This is a genomic window from Massilia horti, assembly GCF_004614195.1.
Taxonomy (GTDB): Bacteria; Pseudomonadota; Gammaproteobacteria; order Burkholderiales; family Burkholderiaceae_D; genus Telluria; species Telluria horti.
Genome location: NZ_SPUM01000036.1, coordinates 19,213 through 38,827, shown reverse-complemented (window position 1 = coordinate 38,827; position 19,615 = coordinate 19,213). Strand labels below are relative to the sequence as shown.

The 19,615-nt window shown below is 64.6% G+C and carries 19 protein-coding genes and 2 pseudogenes; 14 read left to right on the top strand and 7 right to left on the bottom strand.

The window, feature by feature from the left end; translation table 11 throughout:
• The first annotated feature begins 3 nt into the window (after positions 1-3).
• From tgt to secF, 4 genes are all read left to right on the top strand, one after another.
• Complete coding sequence (tgt, locus tag E4O92_RS05585) at positions 4-1,143, top strand: tRNA guanosine(34) transglycosylase Tgt (RefSeq protein WP_135188767.1); 1,140 nt, start codon at positions 4-6, stop codon at positions 1,141-1,143.
• Between the two features lie 261 nt (positions 1,144-1,404).
• On the top strand, positions 1,405-1,740 hold the full coding sequence (gene yajC / locus E4O92_RS05580; RefSeq protein WP_135188766.1) for a preprotein translocase subunit YajC: 336 nt from the start codon (positions 1,405-1,407) through the stop codon (positions 1,738-1,740).
• Between the two features lie 51 nt (positions 1,741-1,791).
• On the top strand, positions 1,792-3,690 hold the full coding sequence (gene secD / locus E4O92_RS05575) for a protein translocase subunit SecD (RefSeq protein ID WP_135188765.1): 1,899 nt from the start codon (positions 1,792-1,794) through the stop codon (positions 3,688-3,690).
• A gap of 18 nt (positions 3,691-3,708) precedes the next feature.
• Entirely contained in the window at positions 3,709-4,728 is a 1,020-nt protein-coding gene (secF, locus tag E4O92_RS05570) for a protein translocase subunit SecF (RefSeq protein WP_135188764.1), read from the top strand.
• 494 nt (positions 4,729-5,222) lie between these two features.
• On the opposite strand, the gene E4O92_RS25435 is transcribed toward secF, so the two are convergent.
• The 4 genes and pseudogenes from E4O92_RS25435 to E4O92_RS25425 all read right to left on the bottom strand — a co-directional run.
• Positions 5,223-5,306: a Fic family protein gene (locus E4O92_RS25435; RefSeq protein WP_370659994.1), complete on the bottom strand. Its 84-nt coding sequence runs from the start codon at positions 5,304-5,306 to the stop codon at positions 5,223-5,225.
• Between the two features lie 73 nt (positions 5,307-5,379).
• A pseudogene (gene rhuM, locus E4O92_RS25430) lies at positions 5,380-5,835 on the bottom strand (RhuM family protein); the annotation flags it as partial.
• A complete protein-coding gene (locus E4O92_RS24730; protein WP_167759699.1) occupies positions 5,726-6,034 on the bottom strand; it encodes a hypothetical protein in 309 nt (102 codons plus the stop codon). The gene E4O92_RS24730 and the pseudogene rhuM, both read right to left, overlap by 110 nt.
• Before the next feature lie 6 nt (positions 6,035-6,040).
• Positions 6,041-6,112: pseudogene (locus E4O92_RS25425) on the bottom strand (zinc ribbon domain-containing protein); the annotation flags it as partial.
• 391 nt (positions 6,113-6,503) lie between these two features.
• Here E4O92_RS25425 and E4O92_RS05560 point away from each other — a divergent pair.
• Together E4O92_RS05560 and E4O92_RS05555 are read left to right on the top strand one after the other, a co-directional pair.
• A complete protein-coding gene (locus E4O92_RS05560) occupies positions 6,504-7,943 on the top strand; it encodes a hypothetical protein (RefSeq protein WP_135188763.1) in 1,440 nt (479 codons plus the stop codon).
• Between the two features lie 7 nt (positions 7,944-7,950).
• Positions 7,951-8,853 (top strand): hypothetical protein, encoded by a 903-nt coding sequence (locus E4O92_RS05555; protein WP_135188762.1) that lies wholly within the window; start codon positions 7,951-7,953, stop codon positions 8,851-8,853.
• 182 nt (positions 8,854-9,035) lie between these two features.
• Here E4O92_RS05555 and E4O92_RS05550 read toward each other — a convergent pair whose 3' ends face one another.
• The 3 genes from E4O92_RS05550 to E4O92_RS05540 form a co-directional block, all read right to left on the bottom strand.
• Positions 9,036-9,869, bottom strand: a complete 834-nt coding sequence (locus E4O92_RS05550; protein WP_135188761.1) for an HDOD domain-containing protein — start codon at positions 9,867-9,869, stop codon at positions 9,036-9,038.
• A gap of 63 nt (positions 9,870-9,932) precedes the next feature.
• Positions 9,933-10,214, bottom strand: coding sequence for a hypothetical protein (locus E4O92_RS05545; protein WP_135188760.1), 282 nt, complete (start codon positions 10,212-10,214; stop codon positions 9,933-9,935).
• Entirely contained in the window at positions 10,211-10,690 is a 480-nt protein-coding gene (locus E4O92_RS05540; RefSeq protein ID WP_135188759.1) for a MarR family winged helix-turn-helix transcriptional regulator, read from the bottom strand. Before E4O92_RS05540 ends, E4O92_RS05545 begins: the two co-directional genes overlap by 4 nt.
• Before the next feature lie 110 nt (positions 10,691-10,800).
• Here E4O92_RS05540 and E4O92_RS05535 point away from each other — a divergent pair, with 110 nt between their 5' ends.
• From E4O92_RS05535 to astB, 8 genes are all read left to right on the top strand, one after another.
• Entirely contained in the window at positions 10,801-11,715 is a 915-nt protein-coding gene (locus E4O92_RS05535; RefSeq protein WP_135188758.1) for a DMT family transporter, read from the top strand.
• A gap of 21 nt (positions 11,716-11,736) precedes the next feature.
• Positions 11,737-12,678, top strand: a complete 942-nt coding sequence (locus E4O92_RS05530) for a GlxA family transcriptional regulator (protein ID WP_135188757.1) — start codon at positions 11,737-11,739, stop codon at positions 12,676-12,678.
• Positions 12,679-12,707: 29 nt separating this feature from the next.
• Positions 12,708-13,112, top strand: a complete 405-nt coding sequence (locus E4O92_RS05525) for a DUF1801 domain-containing protein (RefSeq protein ID WP_135188756.1) — start codon at positions 12,708-12,710, stop codon at positions 13,110-13,112.
• Between the two features lie 229 nt (positions 13,113-13,341).
• Positions 13,342-14,586 carry an acetylornithine/succinyldiaminopimelate transaminase gene (locus tag E4O92_RS05520; RefSeq protein WP_135188755.1) on the top strand — a complete coding sequence of 415 codons (1,245 nt, stop codon included), beginning with the start codon at positions 13,342-13,344 and terminating at the stop codon, positions 14,584-14,586.
• A gap of 80 nt (positions 14,587-14,666) precedes the next feature.
• Complete coding sequence (locus E4O92_RS05515; protein WP_135188754.1) at positions 14,667-15,698, top strand: arginine N-succinyltransferase; 1,032 nt, start codon at positions 14,667-14,669, stop codon at positions 15,696-15,698.
• Between the two features lie 9 nt (positions 15,699-15,707).
• On the top strand, positions 15,708-16,739 hold the full coding sequence (gene astA, locus E4O92_RS05510) for an arginine N-succinyltransferase (RefSeq protein ID WP_135188753.1): 1,032 nt from the start codon (positions 15,708-15,710) through the stop codon (positions 16,737-16,739).
• The gene (gene astD, locus E4O92_RS05505) at positions 16,732-18,201 is read left to right on the top strand and encodes a succinylglutamate-semialdehyde dehydrogenase (RefSeq protein ID WP_135188752.1); all 1,470 of its coding nucleotides are present in this window, start codon (positions 16,732-16,734) and stop codon (positions 18,199-18,201) included. The genes astA and astD overlap by 8 nt, the downstream gene beginning before the upstream one ends.
• Position 18,202: 1 nt before the next feature.
• The gene (gene astB / locus E4O92_RS05500; protein ID WP_135188751.1) at positions 18,203-19,546 is read left to right on the top strand and encodes an N-succinylarginine dihydrolase; all 1,344 of its coding nucleotides are present in this window, start codon (positions 18,203-18,205) and stop codon (positions 19,544-19,546) included.
• Positions 19,547-19,615 lie beyond the last annotated feature (69 nt).

Sequence of the window (19,615 nt, the reverse complement as noted above, 5' to 3'; positions counted from 1 at the left end):
AGAATGCTCGAATTTACCCTGCTTAAAAAAGACACCAGCGGCCTGTCGCACGCACGCCGCGGGCGCCTCACGCTCAACCACGGCACCATCGAAACCCCGATCTTCATGCCGGTCGGGACCTACGGCTCGGTCAAGGCGATGTCGCCGACCGAACTGAAAGAGGTGGGCTCGCAGATCATCCTCGGGAACACCTTCCACCTGTGGCTGCGCCCGGGCACCGAGGTGATGGACAAGTTCGGCGGCCTGCACGGCTTCATGGGCTGGGACAAGCCGATCCTGACCGACTCCGGCGGCTTCCAGGTGTTCTCGCTGGGCGCGATGCGCAAGATCACCGAGGAGGGCGTCAAGTTCGCTTCGCCCATCGACGGTTCGCGCCAGTTCCTCTCGCCCGAGGTGTCGATGCAGATCCAGCGCTCGCTCAATTCGGACATCGTGATGCAGTTCGACGAGTGCACGCCGTACGAGATCGACGGACGCCCCGCCACGGCGGACGAAGCGGCCAAGTCGATGCGCATGTCGCTGCGCTGGGCGCAGCGCTCGATGAACGAGTTCAAGCGCGGCGAGAACCCGAACGCTCTGTTCGGCATCGTCCAGGGCGGCATGTACGAGCGCCTGCGCGACGAGTCGCTGGCCGGGCTGGAAGACATCAACTTCCCGGGCCTGGCGATCGGCGGGCTGTCGGTGGGCGAGCCGAAGGAGGACATGCAGCGCATCCTGGCGCACGTCGGCCCGCGCCTGCCCGAAAACAAGCCGCATTACCTGATGGGCGTGGGCACGCCGGAAGACCTGGTCGACGGGGTCGCCAATGGCGTGGACATGTTCGACTGCGTGATGCCGACCCGGAATGCGCGCAACGGCTGGCTGTTCACGCGCTTTGGCGACCTCAAGATCAAGAACGCGCGCTACAAGGACGATCCGGCGCCGCTGGACGAGTCCTGCGACTGCTACACCTGCAAGAATTTTTCGCGGGCTTACCTGCATCACCTGCACCGGTCCAAGGAGATCCTGGGCGCGCGGCTCAATACGATCCACAACCTGCATTACTACCTGAAGCTGATGCAGGAGATCCGCGATTCGATCGACGAGGACCGGTTCCACGCGTTCCGGCTGCAGTTCAACGCGGATCGCGCCCGCGGCGTGTGAAGGGGCGTAGGGTGCGCACCTGTGCGCACGCGGTGCAAAGTGTACCGACAGCCGGCATTGCCGCGAGCCAGGACACGGTGACCGCGTGCGCACAGGTCCTCGGCGGCCCCGCGCCCCCAACGATCCTCCGCCTGCCGAATTAATTCACCAGCAACATCTTGTAATTCTTGATTGCAATCCCACCTGACACCGGCTTGGCCTGCGCCAGTGGGCCAATGCTAGAATACAGCGCTATTTTTATAACTCACAATCGGAGTCCTTGTGTTCATTTCCAACGCTTACGCGCAAACCACGGCCGCAGCACCTGAAGCTGGCCTGATGGGTAACCTGACGACCTTCCTGCCGCTGATCCTGATGTTCGTGGTCATGTATTTCCTGATGATCCGTCCGCAGCAGAAGCGTCAAAAGGAACTGAAAGCGATGATGGATGCATTGGCCAAGGGCGATGAAGTGGTCACGGCCGGTGGCATCGTCGGCAAGGTCAGCAAGGTCAGCGACACCTACGTGACCCTGGAAGTCGCGCCTGGTACGGAAGTGGCGGTGCAGAAGAACGCCATCACCACGCTGCTGCCGAAAGGTACCCTGAAGTCCCTGTAAGCCGTGCGGCCCGCGTGGCCGCATGCTGCTCAACTAGATTGCTGGAACACTATGAATCGCTATCCCGTCTGGAAATATATACTGATCGTGGTCACGGTCCTGCTCGGCCTGCTGTACACGGCGCCCAACTACTTTGGCGAGTCGCCGGCGCTGCTGGTCACATCTGGCAAGTCGACGGTCAAGGTCAACAGCGACACCGCCACCCAGGTTGAGGAGGCGCTCAAGCGTGACGGCGTTCCCGCCACTACTGTTGCCATGGAAGGCAACGAGAACAGCACATCGGTGCAGGCACGCTTCGCCACGACCGACGAACAGTTCAAGGCCAAGCTGGCGCTGGAGCGCGACCTGAACCGCGACCCCACCGACCCGGATTACATCGTCACCGTCAACCTGGCGACGAACATCCCGAGGTGGATGGAGGTGCTGCGCGCGTTGCCGATGAACCTGGGCCTGGACCTGCGCGGCGGCGTGCACTTCCTGCTGCAGGTCGACGCCAAGGCCACGCTGGATACCAAGATCAAGGGCATCCTGTCCAGCGCACGCTCGATCCTGCGCGACAAGAACGTGCGCCACGCCGGCATCGAGCGCGTGGGCGACGCCGTGGAAATCAAGTTCCGCGACGCGCAAACCCGCGATCAGGCGCGCAGCGTGCTGGCCAACCAGTATGCCGACCTGGCGTTCGCGGACGCCCCCGCCGAAGACAACGAACTGAAGCTGATCGTCACCCTCAAGCCGGATGCGCTCAAGCGCACGGTGGAGGACGGCGTCAAGCAGAACATCGCCACCCTGTCCAAGCGCATCAACGAACTGGGCGTGTCCGAGCCGATCATCCAGCAGCAGGGCGCTGACCGCATCGTGGTCGAGCTGCCGGGCGTGCAGGACGTGGCGCGCGCCAAGGACATCATCGGCCGCACCGCGACGCTGGAGCTGCGCATGGTCGACCCGACGGTCGTGCCGGGCACCGAGACGACGGCCCAGATCCCGTACAACTCCGAGCTGATGACCAATGGCCCGGGCGCGCCGGTGGTCGTGTCCAAGGACGTGATCCTGACCGGCGACTACATCTCGAGCGCGGTGGCCGCCTTCGACCAGAACCAGCAGCCGGCCGTGTCCATCGACCTGAACGGTGACGGCGGCCGCAAGATGCGCCAGGCGACCCGCGACAACGTCGGCAAGCGCATGGCGATCCTGCTCAAGGAAAAGGGCAAGTACCAGGTGCTGTCGGCGCCGGTGATCCAGAGCGAGCTGGGTTCGACCTTCCAGATCACTAACATGGGCGCGATCGACCGCGCCAACGAGCTGGCGCTGCTGCTGCGCTCGGGCGCGCTGTCGGCGCCGATGGAGTTCGTCGAGGAGCGCGTGGTCGGTCCGCAGCTGGGCGCTGAGAACATCGCGCGCGGCCTGCACTCGACCGTGTACGGCTTCATCGCGATCGCGGTCTTCATGATCATCTACTACCATCTGTTCGGTTTCTTCAGCGTGCTCGCGCTGGCCTGCAACCTGCTGTTCCTGCTGGCGCTGCTGTCGCGGCTGCAGGCGACGCTGACGCTGCCGGGTATTGCCGCAATCGCGCTGGCGCTGGGTATGGCGATCGATGCGAACGTGCTGATCAACGAGCGGATCCGCGAGGAGTTGCGTGCCGGCCATGCGCCGCAAGCGGCGATCGCCGCCGGTTTCGAGCGCGCGTGGGCCACCATTCTCGACTCGAACGTCACCACCCTGATCGTCGGCCTGGCCCTCTTGGTGTTTGGCTCCGGTCCGGTGCGTGGCTTTGCGATTGTGCACTGCCTGGGCATCCTCACCTCGATGTTCTCGGCCGTCTTCGTTTCGCGCGGTGTGGTCAACCTGTGGTACGGCCGCAAGAAGAAGCTGAGCAAGATCTCCATCGGTACCGTCTGGACGCAGGGTCTCACCCCGCCCGGCGGCAAGTCGGCGGTTGCGAAGAAATAACCTGAATCGGGAATAGAGATGGAATTTTTCAAGATCAAGCGGGACATCCCGTTCATGCGCTACGCGTTGGTGTTCAACGTGATTTCGGCGCTGACCTTCGTGGCCGCGGTGTTCTTCCTGGTGACCAAGGGCCTGCATTACTCGGTCGAGTTCACCGGCGGCACTGTGATGGAGCTGCGCTATCCGCACGCGGCCGATCAGGAAAAGATTCGCCACTCGCTGGAAAAGCTCGGCTTCGAGCAGCCTGAGGTGTCGAGCTTCGGCACCGCGCAGGACGTGATGCTGCGCCTGCCGACGCGCCACGACCTGGGCGCGAACAGCTCGGCGACCGTGTTTAACGCGCTGTGCGCGGCCGAGAACGGCACGCCCAAGCAGGTCCACGAGACCAACGCCAAGGGCGAGGATGTGGCGCACGCCAGTTGCGTGAACGCGGCCGGCGCCGAGCTGGTGGGGCTGCAGCGGGTGGAATTCGTCGGGCCGCAGGTGGGCGAGGAACTGGCGCAGAACGGCTTGAACGCGCTGCTCATGGTGGTGGTGGGCGTGATGATCTACCTGGCCGTGCGCTTCGAATGGAAGTTCGCGGTCGCGGCCATCTTCGCCAACATGCACGACGTGGTGATCATCCTTGGCTTTTTCGCGTTCTTCCAGTGGGAGTTCTCGCTGACCGTGCTGGCCGCGGTGCTGGCGGTGCTGGGCTATTCGGTCAACGAATCGGTCGTGATCTTCGACCGGATCCGCGAAACCTTCCGCAAGCAGCGCAAGATGAGCGTGACCGAAGTCATCGACCATGCGATCACGAGCACGATGTCGCGTACCATCATCACCCACGGCTGTACCGAGATGATGGTGCTGTCGATGCTGTTCTTCGGCGGCATGACGCTGCACTACTTCGCGATTGCGCTGACCATCGGCATTCTGTTCGGTATCTACTCGTCGGTGTTCGTGGCGGCGGCGATCGCGATGTGGCTGGGCGTCAAGCGTGAAGACCTGGTCAAGCCGGCCAAGGAGCGTGACGAAACGGACGGCGCCGTCGTCTGATCCCCAGATCGCCTGGCGATGCGCAGCCGTGAAGCGGTTGGGCTCGCCAAGCGTAAAGTTCAACTCAGGCAATCACCCTTGGCATTGCGCAATATTTTCGAAGAAACTTTGAAAAATATTGTCTTATGTGAGTTAACGCACAGAGCGCCGGGAGGCCGGGGCCGTATAGTGGAACTGTCTCTTTCAGGACATCCCTAGTTTTGGACTTTGCCCGTTCCCCAGAGCGGGCATTTTTTTTGGTCGGGGGGTGTTAATAAGCAGGTGGCCCAAATCTAGCGAAATCAATCAGTTGTGCCAGTTGCATTGCGCGGCGGCTTGAGAATTTACACAGGCTCTGAGAGCATGTTCATAGTGAGCCGGATTACAGTTTCCTTTGCAGAGGGAGCGGACTCTGCCACCAGCAGCGCAAGCGCCGCCATCCCGACATCGTTGAGCTTAGGCGTTCCGTCCGCGTGCAGGAGTGCGCGATTCTGTTCCAGAAAGTAGAGAAACAGTCAGGAGCCTGCGCGCTTGTTTCCATCTGACAGCGGGTGGTCCTTGATGACGAAATACAGCAGATGCGCCGCCTTGGATTTCACAGTCGGCTAGGCCGGAGCGCCAACCACCCATTGCTCCAGGTTTCCCAGCAGCGCTGCAAGCGCGTCTTTCGGCCAGTCGTCGCTGGTTGATTGTGTACCCCTTGACAAGGTGCTCTTTGAGCGTCCTTGTCGCCCAGATACGAAATCGAGTGCCTTGCTGCGACTTGACGCGATATCCGACAGAAATAATGACGTCGAGACTACAATGCTCAACGTCGCGAGTCACTTGTCTTGCTCCCTCCTGACGAACTATCCGGAAATTCCGGATAGTTGCTTTTTCGTCTAGCTCTTTTTCAGCAAAAACGTTCTGGACATGCTCGTGATGGTCTTGACGGACTTGCCAAAAAGATCGCTCAAACACCCTTGGTCGGCAAATAATTCCACTGCCGCCAAAAGTGTCGGGGGGCCAGGTTATGCGGTTACCTCTCAAGCCCGGCCGCTTTGCAATCCTCACTCTCGATTTGCTTCCACTTCGCGTAGTTTCCTTGGTCTTGGGCTTGGATAAATGCTGCGCTAACCATGCCTGCATGAACGCATCTGTCCATCATCGTTCCACTCTCTTTGGCAATCCGATACTGTTTCACTGAATCGTCCGCAACTTGGTTCTCAATCTTTCGCATGTCTATTGCAGCTTGCTTTTCCAGTCCCCCGCCGATGTAGAACCAGCCGAAATAGCCTGCAGCAATCACTCCGATGATGGCAGCTATAGTGTTCTGTTTGGATTTCACGATTGCACCACACTGGGGGCACTTGTTCGAATCAGTGCTGACGCTTGCGCCACATTCGTGACATTTCGTAAGAGCCAACTCTATCTCCTTAAAGATTGTTCAACGCTCTTAAGTTAGCATTTTTTATTAACCATTAGCAACAATCTATATAAATTTTCCATCTCCTTCCTTTCGATTACGTCGTAGCCCTATCGTTGGGGCAGCGGCGAAGTCGCACCGGTCTTACGCTCGCCTTGCAATGTCACCAACTGAAGGGGATCTTGCGCGCTTTGGGTCAACTGCTTATTAACACCTTTGCGCTGCCAAATGTGATGCGGCTTGAGGTGGCGCAAGCGGCAGGTGATAGTCAAGAGTCCCCGCGGCGTTACCTTGTCATCTTTTAGGACCTGTGCCGCCGGTCCCCGATCACGCGGCATGCCTGCTCATCAACATGGAGCCCCGGATCACGTTTCGCTGCGCTTGCTTCTTGATGGCGCTGGTCGTTGTGGTCGCGCTGGCCGGATGCGCAAGCGCCGGGCTGCCGGAATGGAGCAAGCGGCTCGATGCGGTCGATCTTGGCAATCCCGACACCGCGCTACGCCAGATCGACAGCATTTACCCGGCGTCCGATTGCGACGCCAGTTGCCGTACCCAACTGGACAACGTCAAGGGAACGTTCTACTTCAGGCGCGAGCAGTTTGCCGAGGCGGGCGACGCATACCGCGCCGCGTATAAATCTTGTCTGAGCGAAAAGCCGGAGAAGCGCGCCTCGCCGTGCGACATCTACTTGGACCAGTACCGCGGCGCCGCCGCGTTGAACGATCCCGACGCGCCGCACAGCCTGCCGATTCTGCGCCAGCAATACGATCACTTTCCCTACGGCGCGATCGCGCGCATTTACCTGGGGCAGCTCAAGCGGCGTGGCATGGATGAGGCGTACGTGAAGGAGGCGGCGTTCCAGGAGCGGGTGATGAATCCATTCGCGCTCGCCCATTCGCAATGGGAGGCCGGCTTGAAGAATGCTCCGCCCCCTGCCTCCTTTGAAGGAAAGCAATGGCGCATCCAGCAGTTTTACGCGGAGGCCGATATCTACGCCAAGGCCCTCGAGCTGTCGAGGACGACCGGGCTGGTCCAGCACGATGACTTTTTCAAGCGGGGAATGGTGTCCGCCAGGGAGTCCGCCAGGTTCTACGCCAGCAGGCTGCAGGAGCCGGCAAAGGGAAAGGAACAGTCGCACGCCTCTCATGAGGGGCTGGGCATGCTGGCCGGCGTATTGCTGTCCGGCCTGACGGCTGCGGCCGGGGTGCCCAATCCCGCACCGATCTTCTCGTTCGGTGCCTCCTTGTGGCCGCATCCCGAAAAGCCGGCCGGGCCTGCCACCACTGCTCACGAGCGCAGCGGCGACATCTTCGCTGAGGCGCCGCCATCCGACCAAGCCGGCGCGGCCGGGAAAGCGGGCAGGGGGCAGGCTGTTGTCGCGGTCCCGTCCGCCGTCAAGGTCCAGCCGAGCGCGCCGGGGCAGCAGGCGCCAACGGCGGGGCAATGCCCGGTGTCGCTCGCCTATCTCAAGGACAAGCTGCCCCAATATAACAACCCGGTCCTGCAGGGTGCGCGCGACAAGGTACTACTGGAAGACTTGCGCGCGGATTTCGACGCGGCGACCCAGTCGGGTGTCGACCCGGCCCGGATCGTGGACGATGCGCTGACGCTGGCGCGACAGGCGGAAACCGAGCGCAACGATGCGACAGGCTGCATCCGCCAGGCTTCCGGCGACCCCGGCAAGATCATTGCCGAGCTGGAAAGCGGCAGCTATGACATGGCCACCGGCGGTGTGCCGCAAGAGTGCGCGAGCGGATATGTGCTGAGCTACTACAAGGCTGTCGGCACGGCCGAATCGGCGGTGGCGTTCGCTTGCATGGCGGATAAGTGAGGCAGGCATGGGCCACAGGATTTCCTGGCTGCTGCCGCTGGTGTTGCTGGCTTGGGAAGCGTACGCGCAGGAGCCAGGCAAGCTGGCCGAGCCGCCAGACAACCCAACAGCGCGCGATTGCATTGCCATTAACCGCCAGAATGCCCGCTTACTGAAGGATCTGTCGGACCAGCACGCGCAATGCCTGCATGAGGGAACGACGAGCGCAATCGACTATCTCGCTGCCAGGCCCTGCAGCCGGCTGGCATGCCGTGACCTGCACCTGAACATCGCGGCACTGATCCCGGCCATCGGCCCCATTGCCGATGCCTGCAAGGCGCGCGTCAAGCCGCCGCTGCTCGGATTTCTGCAAGGGAAGGCGGAGGACGCGCAGCTGATGGCAGGCAAGCTTGCCGATTCCGGGAAGCTGATCGCACAGGTGACGAGACTGGAGCAGCAACGCCAGCTGGCGAACGAGCAGCCGTGGCAAGTTGCACAAGCGGCCTGGGGCGACAGCGCCACGTTCCTGCGCAATCTGCTGACCCGCAGCGCCGCCAACGGGCGGCCACAGGACGACCCGGACTGGCTGATGTACGACTTGCTGTTCAACAAGAAAGGCGAACCGGCAGGACGGCTTGCGACCAACCCGATCGGCAAGCTGGTGACCGACAACATGCTGGCCCGGCTGCGCGCCACTGAAGCGGGGCTGCAGCAGGCGGCGGCGACTACTGCGGATCAGGTTGTCAACCTGTTCGAGGCGACCAGGTTGCCGCCTGCGCTGGTGGTGCCGGGTCCGGGCGCTAGCGTGCCAGCGGGGCAGCAGCCGGTGGCGCCGGAGTGCGCGCTGTTCGAGGACATGGACAAGAGCCGCGCGCTGCTGGCGAGCGATCCGGGGGAGTGGGAACGGCTGAACATGAAATGCCATCCGTGAGTCGTACGGCGTATCGGAGGCGTCGTAGGGTGCGCACCTGTGCGCACGCGGTCATCGCTTGCTGACTTGCGGCTTCGGCGCCACTACGCTGCTTTCGCGAACCGCGTGCGCACAGGTCCTCGCCGGCCGCGCGCCCTACGATTAATTGCAAATTGTAGGGCTCGCGGGGACGAAAAAGCGGCTTACAGCAGCGCGCTGGTCAGGCTGCGCACCTCTTCCGCCGAGTCCGCAAGCAGGCGCGAAAGTGTGCCGTCGCCCACCGCGAAATCGATCGTGGCGGCGCTCTGGATGTCGGTCGCGCCCGGCCGCTCGTGCAGCGGCGAGCGTTCCGGCGCCAGGTCGTCGGCCAGTTGCAGCGTGTCGCCCAGGGTTTCCGGCGGCAGCGCGCGCATGCCGTTCCACAGCGCCTCGATCGCCGCCGCCACCGGCACCGGCACGTCCAGCTTGCGCAGCACCGCGCGCCCGATCGCCACTTCGCCGTGCTCGATCCAGTCGGCCGGGTCCCCGTCGAGCAGGCCCGGGTATTCCTCGGCGCGCGAGAGCAGGTAAAAGCCGCCGACCTCGTGCACGATGCCGGCGAACATGGCCGTTTCCGGGTCCACGTGCGAGACCCGGCGCGCGATCAGCTGCGCCAGCGCCGCCACGTGCGCCGAGTGCTGCCACAACTGGTCGGCCTTGGCGCGCAAATCCGGATCGGTGATTCCGCTGTCGAGCTGGCGCACGATCACGGCCGCGGCCAGCGCTCCCAGCGTGCGAAAGCCGACGCGCTGGACGGCGGCCGGCACGTTGGTGACGTCGATGCCGGCACGGTTGAAGGTGACCGAATTGGCGATCGCGACGGTGCGCGCCGCCAGCAGCGGTTCGGCCTGCACCAGCCGGGCCGCGGCTTCGAGGTGGCAGCCGGGATCGGTCAGCGCACGCTGCAGCTTGAGCGTGGCGTCGACGCTGGTCGGGAAGGTGAGTTCGCCCCGATTCGCCTGGGCGGCAATGCGCTTGAGAGCTTCGAGTCTGTCCATGGAAAAATTATACCCCCGACAGACCAGCGGGAAGCTTTCCCAAAAGCATTTTTACAACAGGGCTCAGGGCGCGCTGAAGATGGCGTCGCAGCCTTCCTTCGGCTCCTCGATGTGTTGCAGTTCGTCCACCAGGCCCAGGTCGAACAATTCCTCGACCGCGTTCATGAAGCTGTTCAGCTTGCTAGCGCCGATCAGGCGGTAGATTTCGCCGGCTTCGTTGCGCACACCGATCAGCATCTTCTCCTCGCGCACCTCGTCGGCCGGGGCGGCGTCGAGCAGCAGGTTGCCGATGATGTGCTTGTCAAACTTCGCAGGCTTTTTGCCTTCAAGCAGGGCAGTTTTCAAAGTTTTTCCTTCGATGGTGAGGTTGCGTTCGAAACACCTGCAATCCGGTCGGAATCGAGGATCGACTGGCGCAGTTTTTTCAGCGCCTGGTCGATCTCGTCGAAATCGGCCTCGCTATAGGCCGCGAACAGCTGCTTGCCGTGCGCGACCACCTTGGGGAACACTTCGCGAAACGCCGCCTCGCCGCATGGCGTCAGGCGCACGAAATACGAGCGCTTGTCGTCCTCGCTGCGCTCGCGCAGCACCAGCCCTTTCTGCTCGAGCCGCTCGATCACGCCGGTCAAGGTGCCCTTGGTGATCAGGGTGCGCTCGCCCAGTTCCTTGTAGCTCATGCCGGGCGTGTTGCCGAGCGTGGCAATGATGTCGAACTGGGCATGCGTCAGCCCCGACCGGCGGACCGACTCGCCCGAAAAGCGTTCGAAACCCTGCATGCATTCGGCCAGCAGACGGATGCTCTTTAAATATCGTTCCCCCATGGACTGATTATAGCCGCCCGTCGCCGCTTTGCCGGGACGTCGTTCGCGTTTTACAGCAGAGGCGGGTACCATAAACGTTTTGCCAGGCCGGCAACCATCAAGAAGTCCACATGAACCATCAGTTTCGCGGCGTTCTCGCCCTGCTCGTCGTCACGCTCGTCTGGGGCACGACCTTCCCCGCGATGAAGGGGCTGACCGTCTATTTTTCGCCGGTCTGGATCATCTTTTCGCGTTTCGCGCTGGCGGCAGTGCTGCTCGCGCCCTTCCTGTGGCGCGCCCGCCGCGACGACCTGCGCGCAGGCGCCGTGCTGGGGCTGTTGTTGTTCTTCTGTTTCCTGTTCCAGGTCGAGGGGCTGGCCCTGACCAGTTCCAACCGCAATGCCTTCATCTGCGGCCTGAACGTGCTGATCGTGCCGCTGCTGGGCGTGATGGGTGGGCGCCTGCCGGAACGCAAGCTGGTGCTGGCGCTGCTGCTCGCCGTGGGCGGCCTGGCGGCGCTGTGCTGGGATGACGGCTCCTGGGGCCGCGGCGACTGGCTGGCCCTGATGTCGGCGCTGTGCTTCGCGGTTTACGTGCGGACCATGGAAGTGCGCCTGCGGCAGGCCTCGCGCCTGTTGAGTGTGACCGCCGCCCAGATCGGCACGGTGGCACTGTGCGCCGCGCTGTGGCTGCTGGCGCGCGAAGTGCCGCGCGGCAGCATCGACGTGGCCCAGGACGCGGCCAACTACTGGGCCTATATCGGCCACGGCCTGCAGCAATACTGGTGGAACGTGGGCTACCTGGGCGTGGTGGCGACCGCCGCCATCATTTCGCTGCAGAGCTGGGGCCAGGCGCGCACCACCGCCAACGAGGCCGCCGTCATCTATTCGTTCGAGCCGGGCGCGGCGGCGTTCTTCGCGTTCTTCTGGCTGGGCGAAGCGTTGAGCCCGCGAGCCTGGCTCGGCGCGACTTTGTTGATCTCCGGTATGATAGTCAGTCAATGGAACACCGCGAGCCGCCCGCCCGCGGCGCTGGCCCCCGAGTGATGACTTTGCCGACCCCCACCCATGCAGCACTTTGACCTGCCCGGCCTGGCCCAGGAGCGGCCGCTGCGCGTCCTTTTGGTCAACGCAGGCGAGCCGGACACCCTGAGCTGGTCGGGCCTGTACCAGCCGCTGCGGATGGCGGCGAAGATCGTCGGTCCGGATCGGTTGCACGTGGACGTGCGCAGCCCCGACAAGTTCGCCGGCGACGTGCAGCGCCCCTGGCACCTGGTGCTGCTGGTGGCCGACGAGGCACATGCGGGGTTAAGGCCAGCCTACATGCGCAACCTGGTCGAGCGCTGCCGCGCGGCGCCGTTCTGGGGCGGGGTGGGCGCCGGCGTGCTGTGGCTGGCCGATGCGGGGGCCCTGAACGGCGTGCGCACCGCCTTGCCGTGGTCGCTGTACGCGGAGGCCGACAGCCTGGCCGACCAGGCCTTGTTCACCCCTAATCTGTACGAGATCGATGGCCGGCGCCTGACGTGTTGCGGCGGCGCGGCCAGCATCGACTTTGCGCTGACGCTGGTCGAGATGGTGTTCGGCGCCGGCGTACAGGCGCAGGTCAAGGAACTGCTGTGCGTGGATCGCGTGCGCGGCGCGCATGAGCGCCAGCGGGTGGCGCTGCAGGCGCGCTTTGGGGCGCTGCAGCCCAAGCTGTCCGAAGCGGTGGCGCTGATGGAAGCGAATATCGAAGAGCCACTCTCGACCGACGAGATCGCGCAGCTGGTCAGCATATCGCGGCGCCAGCTCGAGCGCCTGTTCAAGCAGTACCTGGGCAGCCTGCCGTCGCGCTACTACCTCGAGCTGCGCCTGCAGCGCGCGCGCCAGTTGCTGGGAGACACCAACTATTCGATCGTGCAGGTCGGGCTGATGTGCGGCTTTTCCTCGGGCTCGCATTTCTCGACCGCGTTTGGCGCGCTGTTTGGCAAGACGCCGCGCGAAGAGCGCCAGCGCAAGCTGGGCCAGTAAGCAAAGGACTGAACTGACACGGAGGTTTTATGTCGCAAGGCAAAAGCACCGCAGGCAAGGGCAGCGCGCGGGTCGAGGCTTTTCTCGACCAGCTGGACCATCCCCACAAACCGGCGATCGTCGCGCTGCGCCAGCTGATCCTTTCGCTTGATCCGCGCATCGGCGAGGACATCAAGTGGAACGGCCCCAGTTTCCTCCTCGACGATCACTTTGCCACCTTCAAGCTGCACCCGCCCACTGCGGTCCAATTGGTGCTGCACCGGGGCGCCAGGCCTGCGCCCCAGCAGAAGCGGTTCGACATCCCCGACCCGGAGGGCCTGCTCAAGTGGGCCGCGAGCGACCGCTGCGTGCTCACCCTGCGCGACTTTGATGAGCTCGATTCCCGCCAGGCAGCCATCGCGACTATCCTCTCCGCCTGGATCGGACAACTGTAAGCATCCCGCGTGTTGAACGCGGTTTCGGTCCGAAAGGCCGGGGATGCGCGGCCGTTTGACAAACTTCACGAACGCAGCGGTCCGTTTCCGTTTTTCACTGTCCGACCAAAAATGAAAATGTCTGTCGCAGATTGAAAAGATGTTGTTACGTTGCGTTCCTATAATGGATTGTCTCGGCGCGGCGATGGGACGTCCGCGCCCAACTCTAATTTTGGATGAGGAAGAAGCCATGAACGCAAAGCTTGATTCGGGTGTCACGACGCGGCCTGTCACGCGGCAGACCTATGATGAGGTCCTCGTCCCGACGTATGCCCCGGCCGCGATGGTGCCGGTGCGCGCGGCGGGCCTGGACGTGTGGGACCAGGACGGCAAGCACTATCTGGACTTCACCTCCGGCATCGCCGTCTCCGCCCTGGGCCACTGCAACCCGGTGCTGGTCGAGGCGCTGACCAAACAGGCAAATACCGTCTGGCACCTGGGCAACGGCTACACCAACGAGCCGGTCCTGCGTCTGGGCCTGGCGCTGACCGAGGCGACCTTCGCCGATCGCGCCTTCTTCTGCAATTCCGGCGCCGAAGCCAACGAGGGCGCGCTGAAGCTGGCCCGCAAATACGCGCACACCAAGTTCGGCCCGCACAAGTCGCGCATCGTGTCCTGCCTGTCGTCGTTCCATGGCCGCACCCTGTTCACCGTCTCGGTTGGCGGCCAGCCGAAGTACACCGAAGGCTACGAGCCGCTGCCGCCGGACATCAGCCACATCCCGTACAACGACATCGAGGCGGCGCGCGCTGCCATTGGCGATGACGTGGCGGCCGTGATCGTCGAGCCGATCCAGGGCGAGGGCGGCGTGATCCCGGGCGACGTGGCGTACCTGAAGGCGCTGCGCGAATTGTGCGACAAGACCGGCGCGCTGCTGGTGTTCGACGAGGTGCAGTCGGGCGTGGGCCGTACCGGCTCGCTGTACGCCTACATGCAGGTCGGCGTGACCCCGGACATCCTGACCTCGGCCAAGGCGCTGGGCAACGGCTACCCGGTCGCCGCCATGCTGACGACCGAAGAGATCGGCCAGCACTTCAACGTCGGCTCGCACGGCACCACCTATGGCGGCAACCCGCTGGCCTCGGCCGTGGCGCTCAAGGTCGTCGAGACCATCAACGATCCGGCCTTCCTGGCGCGGGTGCAGGAAGCGTCAAGCAAGATCTTCGCCAACCTGGAACAACTCTCCGCCGACTATCCTGAGCTGTTCGGCAAGCCGCGTGGCATGGGACTGTTGATCGGCCTGCCGATGGCACAAGGCTACAAGGGCCGCTCCAAGGACTATACCAAGATCGCCGAAAAGCTCGGCCTGATGCTGCTGATCGCGGGCGCCGACGTGGTGCGCCTGGCGCCGGCGCTGGTGGTGTCCGACGAGCAGATCGCTGAGGCGGACCGCATCATGCGCGAGGCGGTCAAGGCCTTCCTCGCCCAGGCCTGACACCCGACACCGGCACGCCAGCCCGCGTTCAGCTGCGCGCGGGCCGGCCTGCCCGCGCACTGACTTCTTTGGGAGTTCCCATGTATGTAGTCCGTCCGGTAGAACTTGCGGACCTCGACGCCCTCGAGGACATGGCCGCGGTGACCATGCCGGGAGTGCACACCCTGCCGCGCACACGCGACAAGATCGCCATGTCGATCAAGCGCTCGATCGCCTCGTTCAGCGCCCACGTCGACATCCCGAGCGAGGAATCCTATGTGTTCGTGCTCGAGGAATTCGCCTCGGGCCGGATCGCCGGCACCGCGGCGATCCACGCCTCCGCCGGTTGCAACGGCACCTACTTCGCGTTTCGCAACGACGTGATCCAGCAGGTTTCGCGCGACCTGAACATCAGCCACAGCGTGCATGCGCTGACCTTGTGCTCGGAGCTGACCGCCTATTCGCAGCTGTCGGGCTTTTACATCCGCCATCGCGACACCGCGGGTCCGGAGGCGGCGCTGCTGTCGCGTTCGCGCCTGCTGTACGCGGTGCTGGCGCCGCACCGCTTCGGCGACCGCTTCTTCGTGCCGCTGGCCGGCGTGACTGATCCCGAAGGCCAGTCGCCGTTCTGGAACGCGGTCGGCCGCAAGTTCTTCAAGATGGACTTCCTCGACGCCGAGCGGGTGATCGGCGGCGCGCGCAACCGCACCCTGATCGTCGAGCTCATGCCGCACTACCCGGTGTACGTACCGCTGCTGCCGGGCGACGCCCAGGCCGCGATGGGCCAGATCCACCCCAGCCGCCAGCTTGCGTTCAGCCTGCTGACCGAGGAAGGCTTCGAGGCCGACGAGTACATCGACATCTTCGACGGTGGGCCGATTTTGCAGGCGCACCGGCATTCGCTGCGCTCGTTCTGCGGCTCGCACCTGCGGCAGGTGGCTAATTCCGAGCCGGTCCCGGGCGCGCCCGAGACGCTGGTGCAGTACGCGGTGGCCAGCAATGAGCGCAACTTCCGCGCCGTCGTCGTCGCCTGCCCGCCGGTCGAGATCGGCGAAACGGTGTGCCTGCCGCGCCAGGTGCAGCGCGCGCTGCAGGTGGCGCCGGGCGATAACGTGATCTGCGTACGGATCTGAGAGGGACACATGCTCGTCATTCGTGCAATTAAGACCGAAGACCTCGACGCGCTGATCGAGATGGCGCACCAGGTCGGCAGCGGCATGACCACCCTGAAGCCGGACCGCCAGATGCTCGGCGACCGGGTCGCCACCGCGGTGGCCTCGTTCAACGAAACGATCCCGCCGGAACAGCGCGATTACATGTTCGTGCTCGAAGACACCGAGGCGAACAGCATCGTCGGCGTGTGTGCGATCAAGGGCGCGGTTGGCCTGACCGAGCCGTTCTACAACTACCGCATCGGCACCCTGGTGCATTCGAGCCGCGAGCTCTCCGTGTTCACGCGGATGGACACGCTGTACCTGTCCAACGACCTGACCGGCGCCACCGAACTGTGCTCGCTGTTCCTGCTGCCGCAATACCGCGCGGGCCACAACGGCAAATGGCTGTCCAAGAGCCGGTTCCTGTTCATCGCGCAGTTCCCGCACCTGTTCACCGAGAAGATCATTGCCGAGATGCGCGGCTTCCAGGCGCAGGACGGCACCTCGCCGTTCTACGAGGGCCTGGGGCGGCACTTCTTCAAGATGGACTTCAACCACGTCGACAACCTGACCGCGCTCGGCAAGAAGTCCTTCATCGCCGAGCTGATGCCGCGCCAGCCGCTGTACGTGGCTTACCTGCCCGAGGACGCGCAGGCCGTGATCGGCCAGGTGCACACGTCCACCCAGCCGGCACGAAAGCTGCTCGAACAGGAGGGCATGCATTTCGAAGGCTACGTCGACATTTTCGATGCCGGCCCGGTGCTGCAGGGGCGGGTGTCGGAGCTGCGCGCGGTGCGCAGCAGCACGCTGGCGGAGGTCGAGGAGGGCGTGCCCGAGGCCGAAACCGACCACGTGCTGGTATCGAACACCAAGCTGTCCGATTTCCGGATGATCCTGACCCAGGCCGTTGCGGGCGCATCGAAGGTGCATTTGAGCGCCCGCGAGCTGGCCGAATTGCACTGCCAGCCGGGCGACCAGGTGCGCTCGCTGGCGCTGAACGTGAGGAAGAACAATGGCTAACCTGTCGAACTACATCAACGGCGAATGGCAAGCCGGCGGCGGCGCGTTGCTGGCCACGGTCGACCCGGCCACCGGGCGCCAGACCTGGACCAGCAACGAGTCCACGGCGGACGATGTGCAGCGCGCGGTAGAGGCGGCGCGCGCGCATTTCGAAGCGTGGGCGACGGCGCCGCTCGAGCAGCGGATCGCCATCTGCACGCGCTTTCGCGATCTTCTGCGCGAGCACGCCGAGGAGCTGGCGGCGGTGATCGCCGAGGAAGTGGGCAAGCCCCTGTGGGAGGCGCGCACCGAAGTGGCGACGATGGCGGCCAAGGTGGACATCTCGGTCCAGTCGTACAACACGCGCACCGGCGAGACGGCGGCCAAGGTCGCGGACGGCAATGCTGTGCTGCGCCACCGCCCGCATGGCGTGTTCGCCGTGTTCGGGCCCTACAACTTCCCCGGCCATCTGCCGAACGGGCACATCGTCCCGGCGCTCATCGCCGGCAACACGATCGTGTTCAAGCCGAGCGAGTACGCGCCGCGCACCGCGGTGAAGACCGTGCAGCTGTGGGAGCAGGCCGGCCTGCCGGGCGGCGTGCTCAATCTGGTCAACGGCGCTCGCGAGACCGGCGTGGCGCTCAGCCAGGACCCGCGGATCGACGGCCTGCTGTTTACCGGCAGCAGCCAGACCGGCATCGCGCTGCACAAGCAGTTCGGCGGCCAGCCGGGCAAGATGCTGGCGCTGGAAATGGGCGGGAACAATCCGCTGGTGGTGTGGGACGTGCAGGACGTGGACGCGGCCGTGCACCACACGATCATGTCGGCCTTTATCTCGGCCGGCCAGCGCTGCACCTGCGCGCGCCGCCTGATCGTGCAGGACACCCCGGAAGGCCAGGCGTTCATCGACCGCCTGGTGCAGGTGGCGGGCAGGCTCGCGGTCGGCCCGTCCGACGCCGACCCGCAGCCGTTCATGGGGCCGGTGGTGTCCGCCGCGGTCGCCGCGCGCCTGCTCAAGGCGCAGCAGATGATGGTGGAGCAGGGCGGCAAGCTGCTGCTTCAGATGCGCCAGCTGCAGCCGGACACAGGTTTCGTCAGTGCCGGCATCGTCGACGTGACCGATGCCGCGGCAATTCCCGACGAGGAGTGGTTTGGCCCGCTGCTGCAGGTGATCCGCGTGCCCGATTTCGACAGCGCGCTGATTGTGGCCAACGCCACCGAATACGGCCTGGCCGCCGCGCTGCTGTCGCCGTCGGAACAGCTGTGGAAGATCTTCGCGGTCAAGGCGCGTGCCGGCATCGTCAACTGGAACCGGCCCACCACCGGCGCGGCCAGCTCGGCGCCGTTCGGCGGCGTCGGCAAGTCCGGCAACCACCGCCCGAGCGCGTATTACGCCGCCGACTACTGCGCCTATCCGGTCGCGTCGATCGAAACCGCCAGCATCGAAATGCCGGCCAAGCTGTCGCCGGGACTGGCCTTCTGACATGAAGAGCGCACGCGAATTCAACTTCGACGGACTGGTTGGCCCGTCGCACAACTACGCCGGCCTCTCGTTCGGCAACGTCGCCTCGTTCAACAACGTGAGGAGCGTGTCGAACCCGCGCCAGGCCGCGCTGCAGGGGCTGGCCAAGATGCGCGCGCTGGCCAGCCGCGGCTTCGCCCAGGCCGTGCTGCCGCCGCAGGCGCGCCCCGACCTGCGGCTGCTGCGCCGGATCGGCTTTTCCGGCACCGACGCGGACGTGCTGGCGCGCGCCTGGCGCGACGCGCCGGTGATCCTGGCGTGCGCCTGGTCGGCTTCGCCCATGTGGACCGCGAACGCCGCCACCGTGAGCCCGTCCGCCGACACCTTTGATCGCCGCGTGCACTTCACCCCGGCCAACCTGAACAACAAGCTGCATCGCTCGCAAGAGCATGTGCAGGCCGGCCGCTCCCTGCGTGCGCTGTTCGCCGACCAGCAGCACTTCGTGGTGCACGACGCGCTGCCGGCCACGCCGGCGTTCGGCGACGAGGGCGCGGCCAACCACACGCGGCTGGCGCTGGCGCACGGCGCGGCGGGGGTCGAGTTCTTCGTCTATGGCCGGGTCGAGTTCGATCCGTCCGCGCCCGCCCCGAAAAAATACCCGGCGCGCCAGACGCTGGAAGCCTCGCAGGCGGTCGCGCGCCTGCACGCGCTGGACCCGGCGCGCACCGTGTTCGCGCAACAGAACCCGGACATCATCGACCAGGGCGTGTTCCACAACGACGTGATCGCGGTCGGCAACGGCAACGTGCTGTTCTACCACGAGCAGGCGTTTGCCGACGAAGCGGCCACCCTGGACACGCTGCGGCGCGCGCTGGCGGTGGCCGACGTCGATCTCAAGCCGGTGCGGGTCGCGGCCGGGCAGGTCGGCGTGGCCGACGCGGTGGCGAGCTACCTGTTCAACAGCCAGCTGCTGTCCAAGCCGGACGGGCGCATGGCGCTGGTGGTGCCGCACGAATGCCGCGAGAACCCGGCAGTGGCGAGCTACCTCGCGCAGCTGGCCGCGAGCGGCGGGCCGATCGACGAGCTGGTGGAATTCGACCTGCGCCAGAGCATGCGCAACGGCGGCGGCCCCGCCTGCCTGCGGCTGCGTGTGGTGCTGACCGACGAAGAGGCGCAGGCCATGCACCAGGGCGTGATCATGAACGAGAGCCTGTACGCGCGGCTGGTGGCCTGGGTGGAGCGGCATTACCGCGACCGGATCGAGCCGCGCGACCTGGCCGACCCGCAGCTGGCGCTCGAATGCGCGGCCGCGCTGGAAGAACTGGAACGCATCCTCGGCTTGCCGGGGCTGTACCAGCTGGACTGACAAGTTTGATCGTGACACGGCAAGCTGGTCTAATACGAGAAAAAACGCCTCCGCAAAGGGGACACACGG